Below are 15,771 nucleotides of genomic sequence, written 5' to 3'. Positions count from 1 at the left end.
TCCCCTCGAGCGGCCTACGGCCGCTCGTCTCCAGAGCTACCCCCCATGAGCACAGATACCTGGCGCCCCACCGCCACTATTGCAGCCCTGCGCCAACGCGCTGCGCTACTCGCTGAAATACGCACATTTTTTGCTGAACGAAACGTTGTGGAAGCCGAAGTTCCGGTGCTATCCCAGCGCGCCACCAGCGACCCCCATATCGAGTCCATCACCACAGAGTGCCGGGGCGAAAACGCCTACCTGGCCACCAGCCCGGAATTTGGTTTAAAGCGTTTACTCGCCGCAGGACTCGGAGATTGCTACTACTTGGGTAAGGCTTTTCGCCAGGGCGAATCCGGCGGTCGACACAACCCCGAGTTCACCATGCTGGAGTGGTACCGCTGCGGTTGGGACGATCACCAACTGATGGAGGAGGTCGCCAAGCTGCTCTGCGGTATTTTGGCGACGGACCAGGTTCAGTCCCTCAGTTACCGGGAATTGTTTTTAAGGGAGCTGCAACTGGACCCCCACAGTGCCAGCGAAGCCGAGCTGATTTCCTGCGTTAAGCGGGAAATGGAATTGTCTTTTGTACCCCGCGAACGCAGTGAGTGCCTGGACCTGCTGATGAGTCACCACCTGGAACCCACCATGAGTGAGGGCATCACCCTGCTCTACGACTTCCCCGCAGAGCAAGCGGCACTGGCAAAAGTGGTGACGGACGAACAGGGGACGCCCGTAGCCAGGCGCTTCGAAGCCTATGTGGGTGGATTGGAACTGGCCAATGGCTATTGGGAGCTGACAGACAGCGCAGAACAGCAGCGCCGCTTTGAAAAAGATCTGGTATACCGTCGTACTAACCAGCGCCCTGTACACCCCTTTGAAGAGCGTCTGGTTGCGGCCCTGGATCAAGGCATGCCCGAGTGCGCCGGGGTCGCGCTGGGAGTCGACCGATTGCTGATGTTAAAAGACGGTTACCGATCGATAGAGGAAGTTATCGCCTTCCCTTTCAGTCGGGCTTAGCAGCCGCCGGCGCCGGAGTGTATTGATAGCGGGCAACCTCGCCAACTGCAAAAAAGCCACTATCGAGCAGTAGCTGCTGACGATCCGCCGGCACTAAAGCTACAAGATTTTTATGGTGGCTACCCTGGGCAGCGGTTAGCAGATGCTTGAACAGGGCCCGACCAATCCCGCGACCCCGGTAATCCGGAAGTGTCACCAGGTCATAGAGCCCCAGTGCATCCGCTGCCGCAAACAGGCAACCGGCGGCCACCGGCACACCATCCAGCTTAGCGAGGAATAATTTCAGTCGCCCGCGTCGCTGCTCGGGAATCCCCTGCAGTCCCTGATAAAAGTGCGCCAACTGCGCCCCCTCCTGCTCCCCTGCCGCCGCAGCCTGCACCGCGCCGTAATCAGGCAAGGCCTCTTTTTTCACCGCACTAATGGCTAACTGTTCCACTACCGGAACCTCGGCAGCGCTAAGTCGGGGTATCTCGGCGGCCATAGCTACCAGGGACTGGCGCCGCTTTAGCCCAAGCTCATCCAAAGCATCATTGTCCAGGGGTTTGGAGGCACTGTGCCAAAGGGTGAAGGGGCTGTGCCGCTCGGCAAAATAATCCAGCGCAAAACGCTGAATAATGCGCGGCGGCATTACCATATTGGAAATCACCTGATTGAGCCCAATGGAAGGCAGGCCGCTATCACTGCGGACAATACCTGTAATTTCCTTGGTGCAATCCGGAGTTACCAGGCTCGCGCGGTAGTCCGCATAAGCCTCCAAATTTCGGCAGGTAAGATTTTTCGCGCTGAGACTATATTTCATGGGTCAAAGGATAGTGCCAAGAACAGTGCCGTTGCATCATTTCCCCAGTGATCCCAGCCCCGCAGCCGGTGTTCGCTACGGGGCGACAAGCCTTATTTCTGTACTTGCGACAGGGCACACTGATCCATGGATAATGCCGGTTCAGCACAGGTGGCTGCCCCGACAACTTTTGCCGGCACTCCGGCCACTAACACCTTTGCCGGTACCGTTTTAAGAACCACACTTCCGGAAGCAATTTGGGCGCACTCGCCAATTTCAATATTGCCCAGCACCTTGCTGCCCGCACCGATTAAAACCCCGTGGCGGATTTTCGGGTGGCGGTCCCCGCTCTCTTTGCCAGTGCCGCCCAGTGTAACGGACTGCATGATGGAAACATTGTTTTCCACCACAGCGGTCTCGCCTATAACGATACCGGTCGCGTGATCCAGCAATATACCGTCACCCATACGCGCAGCCGGGTGGATATCCACACTGAATACGACAGAGACACGGTGCTGTAAGAACATAGCCAGGGAGCGGCGCTGCTGCTGCCACAGCCAGTGGGCCACACGGTGAACCTGCAAGGCGTGAAAGCCCTTAAAGTACAGGAAGGGCTCGTGCAGGGAGTGGCAGGCGGAATCCCGCAGGTAAATTGCGTTCAAATCCGCTCGCGCCGCATGCCCTATGGAAGGGTCAGCTTGTAGCGCCTCATCGATAACCTCGCGAATTAACAGCGCCGGTGCCACCGCATTGTCCAGCTTGTTGGCCAGGTGAAAGCTGAGCGCCGCCTCCAGGGAATTGTGGTTCAGGATGGTCGCGTGTAGAAAGCTGGCCAGGATCGGCTCCCGCTCTACCTGCTGCGCCACCTCTATACGAATCTTCTCCCAGATCAGATCCGCCTCAGCCTCGGTGCATGTCGCATCCATTATTGCTTTCTCCATGTTACACAGCCCCCAGGGTCAACGGGGGCTCTAGCAGCGCAGACTGCTGCTCGCGCAATGCCAGTATATGCTCTGCCCAGTAACGGGCAGTATTAAACCAGGGAAATGCCTGGGGAAAAGCCGGGTCCTGCCAGCGTCGCGCCAACCAGGCGGCGTGGTGCATCTGCCGCAGGCAGCGCAGAGGCTCCACCAGCTGCAACTGCTGGGGATCAAAACTATAGAAGGTTTCATAGCCTTCCAACACTGCATCCAGGTAAGCGGTTTGCTCTGCGCGATTGCCGGAAATCAACATCCAGATATCCTGGATCGCCGGCCCCATCAGGCAGTCGTCCAAGTCCACAAACCAGGGAGTCTCATCCCGCCACAGGAAGTTGCCACTGTGACAATCACCGTGCAAGCGCAGCATATCCCAGTCCCGCTCAAACAGCGGGGCTATCTGTTCGATAATGTGGCCCGTGACTGAAGCGTAGGCCTCGCGGTTCTCACGTGGCAGGAAATCTCCATTCAGGATAAATTCCCGGCTATCAATTGCGAATCGCTGCAAAGTGAGGGATGGGCGATAGCTGAAAGGTTTGGCGCTGCCGGCCGCATGAATGCGACCCAACATGGTCCCCACCTGCTCCAGGTGATCAAAGTTATCCAGCTCCAACTGGCGACCGCCCCGTCGGGGGAAAAGCGCAAAACGGAATCCAGCGGACTCCATCAGGGTGCGCCCATCAAACTGTATCGGTGCCACCACAGGAATTTCGGCCTCTGCCAGCTCCAGGGTGAACTGGTGCTCCTCTAATATCTGCTCATCACTCCAGCGCCCCGGGCGATAGAACTTGGCAATCAATGGCTCGGCATCCTCAATACCCACCTGATAGACGCGGTTTTCATAACTGTTTAGAGGGAAAATACGCGCATCGGAAATCAGTCCGGTAGTCTCGACACAGTCGATCACCACGTCCGGCGTGAGGGCTTCATAGGGATGATGATTCGAGGTCATAGTGGGTACCAACTGGATTGCAGCTGGCTATGCTAACGCGGTCGCGGGGGCCGGGACAAACTGAGAAATGTGCCGCAAGCTAAAGCGGCCAACTCAAGAGGAGTTCACGCAGGACAGGAGCGGTGACACCACCCAATGCCAACCGCACAAAAAACTGTCTTAGTCGCCATTTGCCCGCTGTTGCTGCAATAGCTGAACCATTTGGTCACGACCAAAAACTTCGGCAAAATCCTCTGCGGAGTGGCCGGCCTTATTCACCTGCTGCGAATCGCAATCCTGCTTTAGCAGGGTTCGTGCAAGGACGAACTCACCGCGAAAAATCGCTGCCATCAGGGCAGTATTGCCACGGCGATCCTGGGCACAGGCATCTGCACCTCTCTGCAACAGGTAATCCACAGCTTCCCCCTTGCCGTTGTAAGTGGCAATCATCAGTGCGGTGTAACCTTTCGGGTTGCGTACATCCAGGGGGAAACCCGCTTGCGAAAATTCACGCAGCACCTCGGTATCACCAATCCTGGCTGCGGCAAAATAATACTGAGAGAGTTCGGTAAAATCAGATTCCGTTTTTTCCGGCTCCCCTGCCTGAACCCCCAGGGTGAGAAAGAGTAGTGCGAATAAAAATAATCTCATAATTTCACCTGTATAAATTTAGCGGGCGACAGAGGTCGCCCGCACCTGGGTAAAAATTACCGGGCCAGTTTTTTCACGCGATCCAGATCGCCACCAGCCGCTTTGGTTAAGCGCTGTCCGTAGTCCTTGTCCGCTTGATAGAAGTGGCTCAGCATAATGTGCTTAGTGTTTTCATCACTCACTTTACCCAGATCACCAGCGAGGTTTTCGATCAGATTCTGGCGCTCTTCAGGACTCAGGCTGCGGTAGAAAGCACCCGCCTGGGCAAAAGGCAGTTTCTTTTCAATGGCCTTTTGCTGGGTGCTGCCATTCAACGCCTTGTTGCTATAAAGACCTTTGGGGTCCTCGGTGCGCGTATCGATACGGCTCGGCTGATAGTTCACATCTGAAGTCTTTTGGCCGTAATTACCCGCCCCATCCTGGTTCCAGTTATTTACGGCAACACGGGGACGGTTGATAGGCAATTGCTGGTGGTTGGCCCCCAGGCGATACATTTGCGTATCGGAGTATGAGAACACGCGGCCCTGTAACAAGCGGTCTTCCGAAGGCTCAATTCCCGGAACAATATTGGCAGGCGCAAACGCGGATTGCTCAGTTTCCTGGAAGAAGTTAGTGGGTACACGGTTGAGTGTCATGGTGCCCACTTTGGTTTCCTTCACGTCCAACCACATTTTGGTGGCGTCCAAGGGGTTGTAATTAAAGCTGTTAAGCTGGGAGGGCTTCAGTACTTTAATAAACAGATCCCACTGGGGGTACTCGCCTTTTTCAATCGCGGCATACATGTCGCGAGTTGCGTGGCTGAAGTCCTTGCTCTGAATTTCCGCCGCCTCTTCCGCAGTCAGATTCTTAATACCCTGGCGGGTTTTCCAGTGGAATTTCACATAGTTCACTTCACCCTTATCATTGATAAATTTATAGGCGTGAACACCCCAGCCATCCATCTGGCGCAGGTTAGCCGGTGTACCGTAATCGGAATAGACCCAGCTCAGCATATGGGTGGATTCCGGCACATGGCTAAAGAAATCAAAGAAACGGTTGGGGTCCTGTTGATTAGTCACCGGGGAGGGCTTTAGGGAGTGAACCATATCCGGGAATTTAATCGCGTCGCGGATGAAAAATACCGGCAGGTTGTTACCCACTAAATCCCAGTTACCTTCTTCCGTATAAAACTTGGTGGCAAATCCACGGGGATCGCGCAGGGTTTCCGGGGAACCTTTTGAGTGGATTACTGTTGAAAAACGCACAAACACTGGCGTTTTGCTACCGCGCTCAAACACCGCTGCGCGGGTTAAATCACTGAGGTCAGCCGTCGCTACAAATTCACCGTGAACACCAGTTCCACGAGCATGAACTACACGCTCGGGAATGCGTTCACGGGCAAAACGCTGCAATTTTTGAATCAGTTGAACATCTTGCAACAAGTTACCGCCATTTTCTCCAGCAGTTTGTGCGTTCTGGTTGTCTCCGACAGGGGCGCCATTATCGCGAGTCAATGTCTCTGCATTGGCACCGCCTATCAGACCGATAGTTAATGCAAATAAGGGTAAGTATTTCATGGGATTATTTATCTCTACTGCCATCTCTATTACAGGAGTAGAGCTTATAGGGGAGAACAATAAGCGGGAAATTAGACCTTGTTATCGCTCTTATAGCAGGGATCAATAACGGTGAGTCAGAAAGAGCAATTCAGATTTTTTAGCAAGTCAAAATAAAGTAAATGCTCAATCAGATTTTTCTTGCTTGGGCATAAGGTACCAAAGTACAGCGGCAATCAAAAAAAGTGCGGGAATATCTCCCATCAAATTGATGCGCTCTGTTTTATCCACCAATGCCTGCACCAACATAATGACGGCGTGTACAAGGCTAGACCATATAGTGAACCAAATTAAACTGGCATTTGCGGCGGGATTTTTTGCAGCGCGTATCAAGAACACCCCCAAGGTAACATAAATACCGATAATCATTTGCTCGTATTCTGGCTGCCGTGGGGTCCAGCCCCACCCTTCCGGCCAAATCCACATCATCATCGGGTAAATCGCCAGAATAAAAAGCACTCCTACAACGACCAGCGCTATTGGCAGGTATTTTGCTCGAGTTACCTCGTTCATAAATTACTCCCAAATCTCGATCGACTTATTCCTGTAAGTCCCCCGGTAAATGACACACCACTTCCAGGTTATGTCCATCGGGATCAAGTACGTAGGCGGCGTAATAATCCGGGTGATATTGTTCGTAGACAGCCGGTGCGCCATTGTCTTTACCCCCGGCCTCCAGGGCCAAGCGATAGAACTCCCTGACCACCTGCCGCTCTTCAGCGCGAAAGGCGATATGCAATTGTGGAGTGGTGCTGGTCCCTCCACGAATCCAGAGTTCCGCTTTATCCGCCCAGCCAAAGCCCGCCCAATCCTCAAACTCCATCACCAACTGGTATCCCAGCGGCATCAGCGCCTGCTGATAGAAGTCCTTACTGCGTTCATAGCTGTGCACATAAAGGCGAATATGATCAAGCATCGTATAAACCCCGGGAGGGAAGCGGATACTTCTGCAAGATAGCCTAGAGAGGCCGGCAGCGCCGACTTTTAAACGTACGAGACAAAGAGGAGGTTGTGGCAGGTGGTTCACTTCATGCAATCATACCCGCCACTGCAAGGTTGGGATTAGGGGGAGATATACCAGTGATAAATACCGTAAGAAGCGACGCCCAGACCAAAGAACAGCTGCCCCACCAACAAAACCCTGAAAGCGAAAGTGTAACGGGCCAAGTCACCTCGACGAATGGCATCGTTGGAAAAAATTCTCGCTTCCTCCGGGAATCCCATTTCCAGGGTTTTCAGTGCCGGAACAGCAAGCTTGAGAAGCTGGCGGCTGCGAATGTCCATCAGCCAAAATACGGTTACCAGTATGACCACAAACCCTCCCAGCAACGCCAGGATTAGAGGGTGGAAGTCTTTCTCCATGGCAGTGAAAATTCCGCCCTCAACAAACATAGTTAACACAACAAAAAAATTAAAAACCTTGAGGCGCTGATCGGCAGCGAAGCGGTAGTGATCGCAGAGGTACTGTCCCTGTTCCAAACGGAATCTCCTTAGCTGTAAATACCCTTAAAACATTATCCGGAGTTAGAGGATTACTAACTGTGCAAAGCAGCAGGCATTTACTTGTCTATTTAGCTGAAAATGGCGCAAAAACCGGGGAGGAATTTAACCTCCAGCTCCAATGAAAAGGCCGGGCTATGCCCGGCCAATAAAGCCTTCACGCGCCAAACCTATGGTCAGCGATTTTCGCGGTGATCAATCAATGCGTCAACCACAGTGGGATCGGCAAGAGTGGAAACGTCTCCCAGATTATCCAGCTCATTGCAGGCAATCTTCCTCAGGATACGCCGCATGATTTTGCCGGAACGGGTTTTTGGCAGTGCAGGCGCCCATTGGATAAAGTCAGGCTTGGCAATTGGCCCTATCTCCTTGCGGCAGAGCTCAATTAATTCAGCCTTCAGCTCATCACTGGGCTTATGGCCAGATTTGAGCATTACAAAGGCATAGATCCCCTGCCCTTTGATATCGTGGGGATAACCTACCACCGCCGCCTCCGCCGTATCATTTTGCAGTACCAGGGCGCTCTCAATCTCCGCTGTTCCCAGGCGGTGTCCAGAGACATTTAACACATCGTCAATGCGCCCAGTAATCCAGTAATAACCGTCACTATCGCGGCGGGCGCCATCACCGGTAAAGTAATAACCGGGGAATGCGGAAAAATAAGTATCCAGCATTCTCTGGCGATTGCCGTACACATCCCGAATCATGGAGGGCCAGCTCTTTTTAATCACCAGAGAGCCTTCACCCTCCCCTTCAATCTCCCGGCCTTCACTATCCAGCAGCGCGGGCTGGACGCCAAAGAAGGGCCGGGTTGCCGACCCGGGTTTCAGAGCCATGGCACCGGGCAGTGGAGTGATCATCTGTGCACCGGTTTCAGTCTGCCACCAGGTGTCCACAATCGGGCAGCGCTCATCGCCTACTACGCTGTAATACCACTCCCAGGCTTCCGGGTTTATGGGCTCACCCACGGTGCCTAAAAGTCGCAGGGAACTGCGCTCGGTGGCTTTTACAAACTCGTCACCAGCGCCCATCAGCGCCCGAATCGCTGTCGGCGCGGTGTAAAAAATATTGACCTGATGCTTATCCACAACCTGCCAGAAGCGTGAGGCATCCGGGAAAGTGGGCACGCCCTCAAACATCAGACTGGTGGCCCCAGCGCACAGGGGTCCATAGACGATATAGCTGTGCCCAGTGATCCAGCCCACATCGGCAGTACACCAGAAAATCTCTCCCTCGCGATAATCAAAGGTATATTTGAAAGTCATGGTGGCCATCAGCAGATAGCCGGCAGTGGTATGCAGGACCCCTTTGGGTTTACCGGTAGAGCCCGAGGTATAAAGGATAAACAGCGGGTCCTCCGCTCCCATTACTTCAGGCGCGCAGTCCGGCTCCATCTCACTTATGGATTCGCCATACCAGATATCCCGCTTACTGTCCCAGTCTACCGGAGTGCCCGTGTGTTTAACCACAATGGCCGTATGCACATTGGGGCAGTCCACCAGCGCTTTATCCACATTGGCTTTAAGCGGTACTCGCTTACCGCCGCGAACCGCTTCATCAGCAGTAATCACCAGGCGACAATCGGAATCGAGAATACGGTCTTTCAGGGATACTGGGGAGAAACCACCAAATACTACCGAGTGCACAGCGCCGATACGGGCACAGGCGAGCATGGCGTAAGCCGCCTCGGGGATCATCGGCATATAAATACACACCCGATCTCCCTTTTTAACCCCCCGAGATTTCAGCAGGTTGGCCAAGCGACACACATTTTCATAAAGGCTCTGATAGCTGATTGCCTTACTGTCAGCGGGATCATCTCCCTCCCACAGAATCGCAGTCTGCTCGCCACGGCTTGCCAGGTGCCGATCGATGCAGTTTACAGTTACGTTCAACTGGCCATCGGAGAACCAGGCGGTATGACCTTTGTGCAGATCCTCCTCAAGAACCTGGGTGAACGGCTTGTCCCACTGCAAAAAGTCCTTGGCCTGCTGTGCCCAAAACGCCTCTGGGCTCTCTACCGACTGGCGGTACATTGTCTCGTAGTCTTCGGCGCTAATCAGCGCGTTAGCGGCAAAACTTGGGGGAACGGGGCGGACATGCACTTCAGACATCATCTTCTCCTTTATTATTAGCGCGGCATGGCTAGCCTAGAGAAATCTGAGTTTATTAGAGCTTTATTCTTGTCACTTTATAACATAGCCGCTGCGAAACAGTCCCCTCATCTCAAAATTTGGCATGGGGCGAAGACAATCCAACGCAGGCCCTGAAAGGTGCAAGTTAATCAGACAAGCAAACAGTAAAAGAAAGTTGATTAACCGCTCAATCACTTAGATCCAGACATCATTTTTCGCAGTTAGATCTCCACCGGCATCGCCCGTATTAACGACCCCTTTAGGCTCAATCAATAGTACTTCACATTCCTGTTCAGCTCTGGGTTTATGCTCCACACCCTTTGGTACTACCGTCATCTCACCAGGTCCAAGGGATATAACACTATCGCGAAACTCGATCTGCATATGCCCGGAAACTACAACAAACACCTCATCGGTATCGGGATGATCATGCCAGGTAAATTCACCCTGGATCTTAACCAATTTAAACTGGTAATCGTTCATCTCGGCAATCACTTTAGGGGACCAGTGCTCCGAGAACAGGTTCAATTTTTCTTTAAAATTGATAACTTTAGAATTCACTTTTATACCTACCTTTAATATGACTATATATCTGGAAAGCTTAGTTATCTCTGGATACTTCCAAAAGTTTCCTAAGCCTGCCCACAATATTCTGGTTAAATACCTGTATACCCTCCCTCCTCAGTAGTGCAGACACAACGCCAGAACCAACTATTTTCGCACCAGAAAAACTACCATCGTAAATATAATCACTACCACATGATGGGCTATTTTCCGTAAGTACTGCGTATTTAATATTGTGCTGCAGACATAGCTGCAATGCCCGTTTAGCTCCCGTATAAATTGCTCAGTTAAGTCTTCTTTATTTATCCCTAAACTTTGGCTGAGCCCGCTAAAACCTCTGCACCTCTACCGCCGCTAATCTCAGCCGGAACCCTGGGAACAGGCAGTCCGGCTGCAACCTCAGAAAACAAATCAACTTAAGTTTGCCTGTACCGGGTTACCAGCCCGGTACATTTAGGAGAGAAAACTAACGAGATTGGAAAATAAGAAAGCGGTTATTACCCGAGTCGTTGATAATCAACTTATCTTCATAAGCGGTAATTCCGTCGGGCCATTTCAACGTAGCAGCACTTGGCAACTCCCCCTCGTCAGCAACCCCATTTTGGTTGCTGTCGTTGAAGGCACTGCGATCAAAATCTCCCTGCCCCAAGACAACATCTGCTGGAGCGAAATTTTCCTGTGGCCACTGGTTCCAGATCAACACTCGGTTATTTTCGCCGTCCACCACAAAAAGCTGAATGCCGTTAGACCAGATACCCCGCTCTAACAAACTCAGGGTTTGTCGACTCGGGGGCTGACTTTCATCACTGACAAAATCTGCTTGCCCCAAAACTATATCCGCCGGAGCAAAGCTACTAGTAGGCATTGAGTTCCACAGAAGTACCCGGTTATTTTCCGAGTCGGTGATAGCTAACTTTTCTCCATCGCTCCACACATCTCCGGGCGTAGCCAATGTGCGAGCACTGGCCTGCATAACCGAGCCATCTTGCTCACGGTCATTAGGGGTGCAGTTTTCCAGTGTGGATTGGCCCAGCAGCCAATCCGGTGCCGTATCTTCCATTGAGGGCAAGTCATCCCACACCACCATTCGAGCTTTAGACCACGAGGCCGCGAATACGCGTCCCTCGGCAATCATTGCACTGGAATATACGGAGCCGTTACCCTGGCAGCTGTCCTGCGGCAGTTTGGCACTAGGCAGTGCCCGACCATCTTCGGGAATAGTATCGTAAACAAAAATACTGTGGCCCCGAGTACCAAACAAGTAATTTATTAAAAGTTTTCCACTATCAAAACTTATGCTTGTGGGCCCGCCACCAAACTCTCCCCCGCTGCTATCGTCAAGACTATCTTTATTAAGCGCCGCATTGGCCGGCGCTCCATTGCTTGTGGGGACCGAATTAAAAATTAACACCCGATTATTTGTATAATCGGGTACGAACAACTTCCCCTCATCAGTAACGGCAGCGGAACCCAGGGGCCCCTCGCCAAGATTTTTTGCATTGATGGCCGTCAAAGTACTGGAAAAATCATCCTGGCCTATCACGACCTGCGCACTGTCAAAATTCTCAAAGTACAATGGCACAGTAAAATTGTGCTGTTCAGCGGGGAGATCCAGGCCAGCGGGGTCTTTGGCTTCAAGGTGCAGGCTGCGATTCTCCCCGGACAGCCAGCGGCTCTTGGGAGCTATCACCAAGGTATCGTCATTAAAGCGCGACTGGGACCAGGTCAAAGTGTATTCATCATTCAGCAACAAACCGCTAATTTGCAGGCTGTCGCGATCCATCGACTCAGAAAACTGTACCGTGATTGCGCCATCCTTCTCCAAACGCTCCTGTGCTGGGGATACACTGACTACGAAAGGGGCAATTTCATCCACGGTATAGTGAGCATCAACCTCTGCCATCTGGTTGCCAGCCGCATCCTGCGCGGCAATTGTCAGGGAGAGTTCTAGTCCCTTTGCCCACTCCGCTATCGGGGTTAAGATCAGGGTGTCCTGATCGACTTGAGAGAGCTCTCCCATTTCCTGCATGGCGCCACTTAAGGACATATCCTCCAATGCCACCGCTTCGCTAAAATCCAGCCGTAGGGTGTCGGTTGCTGCAATAGAGGCCCCGCTGGCGGGAGTCAGTGTCAGGCTCGGCGGAGTGGTATCCACAGGCGCAGGATCTTCACCACCACCGCTGCCACCGCTGCAGCCATAAAACGCGGAACTGATCGCCAGTACCAATGCGGCTTTGATAAACTTGCTATCGGCTTTAAAAAACTTGCCTTCCACCACTGCCTCCTGCAGCCATTTAAATAGCCAACAGGGTATTCAGTCTTACCTGTTTATTGCCACAGCAGTCACTGCCAATCTGGACCCTTAAAATGACAAAACCTAACAGGCTGGGTGCTGCGTCACAAAAGGAGAATTTTCAGGGACACTGCGCTAATCGTACTGACATCTGGGAGCCACCGGCTTCGCCGGTATTAATCAACCTATAGGGCCTAACTGTGACCAATGCCCTTTTTACCGATCTAACTTTATTGATGCTAACAACTTAGTTAGCTCTGGATACACTTATCAATTCTCTAAGTTGCCCAACAGTATGTTGACTAAAAACTATTATTCCCATCCTTTGAAGAAGCGCAGACACAACACCAGAGCCCATTATTTTTGTCCCTGAAAAACTGCCATCGTAAATATAGTTACTTCCGCAAGAGGGACTATTTTCCGTAAGCACTGCATACTGGATATTGTGTTTCCTGCATAATTCCATAGCCAGTTTGGCCCCCAGCATAAATTGCTCAGTTAGATCTGTTCTATCACTACCTATAACCCCGGCAGTTCCATCTAACACCTCTGTTCCATTTGCGCCACAGATCTCAGCCGGCACCCTCGGAATAGGCAATCCCGCCGCCACTTCCGGACACAAGGAAACAATTTCCTGAGTATCCACAAGCCACTCAAAATCATCGCTATTGGCCTCAACACTACTATCGTCATAGCGCACGGCGCAGTTCAAAAGGCAGGAACTAACAAGTATTTTGGCCATATACATCTGAAGCTATAGTGGACACAATAGGAAGCCGAACTCTACCGCAACTGAGCCTAGACTACTGGACAACGCAGGTTTTCTGACCAGTAAATTAAGACAGAAAACCTGAATAGAAGGACAACTAAATCCTAGCCTGGCAAACAGCTCGTAAATAAACTCATTAGAGTAATAAACCATGCAGCGTTCAGTCATATTATTGATAATTTACTTGTTGGCAATCCCAGTCGCTAACGCCAAACAACTGGCAATTACTTTCGATGATGCCCCCCGTAAAGCTGATGGTTATTTTGATGGACCAACCCGGGCCAAAACATTAATTGAAAACATAGAAGAATATAAAGTTGGCAAAGTAGCCTTCTTTTCCAATACTCAATCCTTCGATAAGGAAGGGTTGGAGCGGATGCACCGCTACGATAAGGCTGGACATATTATTGGCAATCACACCCATAGCCATCCCAATTTTCTGGAAACAGGGCTATCCACTTATCAAGCGGATTTTTTGCAGGCCCACCAGCTACTTCAACAATTTGACAACTTTAAAACCTATTTTCGCTTTCCCTATCTGCGCGAGGGCGAAACTGTCGAAAAACGCGATGGTATCCGGAACCTACTACAGAAAAATAACTATCAAAACGCCTATATCACCTTAAATAACTACGACTGGTATATCGAAGAACTTTTCCAAACGGCAGTAAAAGATGGGAAAGCAGTTGATATGGAAAGACTCTCCAACTTTTATGTCGACGTTCTTATGGCGAGCATTAAGTACTACGACGATATGGCAATTAAATATCTCGGGCGCTCCCCAAAGCACGTCATACTGTTGCATGAAATGGATATTTCAGCCCTGTTTATTGGTGATCTGGCTGAAAGACTGAGGAAGGAAGGCTGGGAGATAATTCCTTTAGAGGAGGCCTATCGGGACCCCATCGCCAACTACCAACTCGCCCAACCGATTAAATATAACCCTGGCAGAATCGGCGAAATCGCTCTAGCTAAAGGACAAAAGAAAAATCTCTGGCACTACACCCTGGACGAGTCCTACCTGGAAAAGAGGTTTAATCAGGAAGTGTTATTAATGTCTGGTCAATAAGCAGCGGGGATGCTACAGGGCACAACGCCCTGTAGCGAAAAGAATCAGGCTTCGGCTAGCTGAACCGGAATAGTATTAGTGCTGCGCTCTACCTTGTTGTTCTCATCCAGGTAGACCAGCTTGGGCTTGTGGTTATCGGCTTCGCCCTCTGTCATCTGCGCATAGGAAGCGATAATAATGCGGTCACCCACCTGTACTCTACGTGCAGCGGCGCCGTTCATGGAGATAATACCGGAACCGCGCTCGGCGAGGATCACATAAGTGTGGAAGCGCTCACCATTGCTCACATTGTAAATATCGATCTTCTCGAATTCGCGCAGGCCAGCCAGTTCTACCAGGTCCTCATCAATTGCACAGGAACCGTCATACCAGAGTTCGGCCTGAGTCACTGCGGCCATGTGCAACTTGCACTTCAACATTTCAATTTGCATAGTTGGATGCCCCTCAGAGTTTCAGGGAAACATTGTCGATCAGGCGCGCTGCACTGGTGTACATAGCTCCCAGGATCGTGATTTCTTTATCGTCATCTGCCGCTGGCTGTAAATCCTTGCTGTAACAGATGGAGAAGTAGTCAACTCGAAAGCCACTCTCTTCAATTCGCTTGCGCGCCTCTGTCTCGAGGTCGACGAAATCCCGGCGTCCAGCCACAATTTCATCCTTAGCCCAGTTAAGTAACTGGTTGAGTACAGCAACCTTCGGTCGCTCTTCCGCAGTGATATAACCATTGCGAGAGCTCATTGCCAAGCCATCTTCCTCACGATGCACCGGCGCCGCCACAATTTCCACCGGCATACACAGGTCTTCCACCATACGGCGGATCACTGCTAACTGCTGGAAATCCTTAATCCCGAAAATAGCCTTATCCGGCTGCACAATGTTGAAAAGCTTCGAAACTACGGTGGTGACCCCTTCAAAGTGACCCGGTCGGCTGGCGCCGCACAGGACATCGGTCATCGCCGGACAAACCACGCGGGTCTGCTGGTCCATGCCGTTGGGGTAAATCTCACTCTCATCCGGATGGAACAGGAAGTCACAGTCCGCTTCCCGCAGGCTGGCCATATCCCGCTCCATAGTGCGCGGATACTTATCCCAATCCTCATTCAAACCGAATTGCAGTCGGTTGACGAAGATGGATACCACAACCAGATCGCAGTGTTGCTGGGCGATTTTGACCAGTTCTATATGGGCATCGTGCAGATTGCCCATGGTTGGCACAAAGCCGACGGTCTTGCCGTCTTTGCGGGCCTGGGCCAGCGCCTCGCGCAGACTTGCTACGTGGTGGAAGACTTGCATCTTGCTACCGCTCACTATGAATCAGCGCGGCATCATACTCGCTGAGACCAGGTGTCTCAACATAGCAAAATTGCCGCTCTCAATAAGATTTCGCCGCAGAATCCAGCCTGTGGCCCCGCCAGACAATCTCTGCCCATATCTGAACTATTAGTCACAATCTACGCCGTCGATTGCCGCCGAATTTTACCCCATTCAGTTCAGGAAGTGTTCAGACCCG

17 protein-coding genes are annotated in these 15,771 nt (G+C 51.7%); 2 read left to right on the top strand and 15 right to left on the bottom strand.

Translation table 11 applies throughout. The features are described 5' to 3' along the window. The first annotated feature begins 45 nt into the window (after positions 1-45). A complete protein-coding gene (epmA, locus tag ACJJI1_RS09505; RefSeq protein WP_444959181.1) occupies positions 46-999 on the top strand; it encodes an EF-P lysine aminoacylase EpmA in 954 nt (317 codons plus the stop codon). Here the strand turns inward: epmA and ACJJI1_RS09500 are convergent. From ACJJI1_RS09500 to ACJJI1_RS09440, 13 genes are all read right to left on the bottom strand, one after another. Further along, positions 986-1,798: a GNAT family N-acetyltransferase gene (locus tag ACJJI1_RS09500; protein WP_444959180.1), complete on the bottom strand. Its 813-nt coding sequence runs from the start codon at positions 1,796-1,798 to the stop codon at positions 986-988. The two genes, epmA and ACJJI1_RS09500, sit on opposite strands and share 14 nt — an antisense overlap. A gap of 92 nt (positions 1,799-1,890) precedes the next feature. Further along, the gene (gene cysE, locus ACJJI1_RS09495) at positions 1,891-2,718 is read right to left on the bottom strand and encodes a serine O-acetyltransferase (RefSeq protein ID WP_413664156.1); all 828 of its coding nucleotides are present in this window, start codon (positions 2,716-2,718) and stop codon (positions 1,891-1,893) included. Between the two features lies 1 nt (position 2,719). Next, entirely contained in the window at positions 2,720-3,706 is a 987-nt protein-coding gene (locus tag ACJJI1_RS09490; protein ID WP_444892629.1) for an SrkA family protein kinase, read from the bottom strand. A gap of 159 nt (positions 3,707-3,865) precedes the next feature. Beyond that, the gene (locus ACJJI1_RS09485; protein WP_444959179.1) at positions 3,866-4,336 is read right to left on the bottom strand and encodes an ankyrin repeat domain-containing protein; all 471 of its coding nucleotides are present in this window, start codon (positions 4,334-4,336) and stop codon (positions 3,866-3,868) included. 56 nt (positions 4,337-4,392) lie between these two features. After that, positions 4,393-5,892 carry a catalase gene (locus ACJJI1_RS09480; RefSeq protein WP_444959178.1) on the bottom strand — a complete coding sequence of 500 codons (1,500 nt, stop codon included), beginning with the start codon at positions 5,890-5,892 and terminating at the stop codon, positions 4,393-4,395. A 165-nt stretch (positions 5,893-6,057) separates the two neighbouring features. Next, positions 6,058-6,444 carry a DUF6632 domain-containing protein gene (locus tag ACJJI1_RS09475; protein ID WP_444892626.1) on the bottom strand — a complete coding sequence of 129 codons (387 nt, stop codon included), beginning with the start codon at positions 6,442-6,444 and terminating at the stop codon, positions 6,058-6,060. A gap of 25 nt (positions 6,445-6,469) precedes the next feature. Continuing rightward, positions 6,470-6,847 (bottom strand): VOC family protein, encoded by a 378-nt coding sequence (locus ACJJI1_RS09470; protein WP_444892625.1) that lies wholly within the window; start codon positions 6,845-6,847, stop codon positions 6,470-6,472. 146 nt (positions 6,848-6,993) lie between these two features. Then, a complete protein-coding gene (locus tag ACJJI1_RS09465; protein WP_444906581.1) occupies positions 6,994-7,410 on the bottom strand; it encodes a hypothetical protein in 417 nt (138 codons plus the stop codon). Between the two features lie 197 nt (positions 7,411-7,607). Beyond that, a complete protein-coding gene (gene acs / locus ACJJI1_RS09460; RefSeq protein WP_444959177.1) occupies positions 7,608-9,545 on the bottom strand; it encodes an acetate--CoA ligase in 1,938 nt (645 codons plus the stop codon). 216 nt (positions 9,546-9,761) lie between these two features. Then, a complete protein-coding gene (locus ACJJI1_RS09455; RefSeq protein WP_413664150.1) occupies positions 9,762-10,127 on the bottom strand; it encodes a cupin domain-containing protein in 366 nt (121 codons plus the stop codon). A 40-nt stretch (positions 10,128-10,167) separates the two neighbouring features. Beyond that, on the bottom strand, positions 10,168-10,386 hold the full coding sequence (locus ACJJI1_RS09450; protein WP_444959176.1) for a 2-thiouracil desulfurase family protein: 219 nt from the start codon (positions 10,384-10,386) through the stop codon (positions 10,168-10,170). Between the two features lie 210 nt (positions 10,387-10,596). Next, entirely contained in the window at positions 10,597-12,405 is a 1,809-nt protein-coding gene (locus ACJJI1_RS09445; RefSeq protein WP_444959175.1) for an Ig-like domain-containing protein, read from the bottom strand. Between the two features lie 265 nt (positions 12,406-12,670). Beyond that, complete coding sequence (locus ACJJI1_RS09440) at positions 12,671-13,165, bottom strand: 2-thiouracil desulfurase family protein (protein WP_444959174.1); 495 nt, start codon at positions 13,163-13,165, stop codon at positions 12,671-12,673. 178 nt (positions 13,166-13,343) lie between these two features. On the opposite strand from ACJJI1_RS09440, the gene ACJJI1_RS09435 reads away from it, so the two are divergent. Continuing rightward, a complete protein-coding gene (locus ACJJI1_RS09435) occupies positions 13,344-14,261 on the top strand; it encodes a polysaccharide deacetylase family protein (RefSeq protein WP_444959173.1) in 918 nt (305 codons plus the stop codon). Between the two features lie 44 nt (positions 14,262-14,305). Here the strand turns inward: ACJJI1_RS09435 and panD are convergent, their stop codons facing one another. Continuing rightward, positions 14,306-14,692: an aspartate 1-decarboxylase gene (gene panD / locus ACJJI1_RS09430; RefSeq protein ID WP_413664143.1), complete on the bottom strand. Its 387-nt coding sequence runs from the start codon at positions 14,690-14,692 to the stop codon at positions 14,306-14,308. A 13-nt stretch (positions 14,693-14,705) separates the two neighbouring features. Then, the gene (gene panC / locus ACJJI1_RS09425) at positions 14,706-15,554 is read right to left on the bottom strand and encodes a pantoate--beta-alanine ligase (protein WP_444959172.1); all 849 of its coding nucleotides are present in this window, start codon (positions 15,552-15,554) and stop codon (positions 14,706-14,708) included. Positions 15,555-15,771: the final 217 nt, after the last annotated feature.

The sequence above is a fragment of the Microbulbifer maximicatervae (SeqCode) genome (assembly GCF_052467065.1).
Note: the sequence above shows the minus strand (reverse complement) of the source record. Positions and strands in the feature narration are given on the sequence as shown.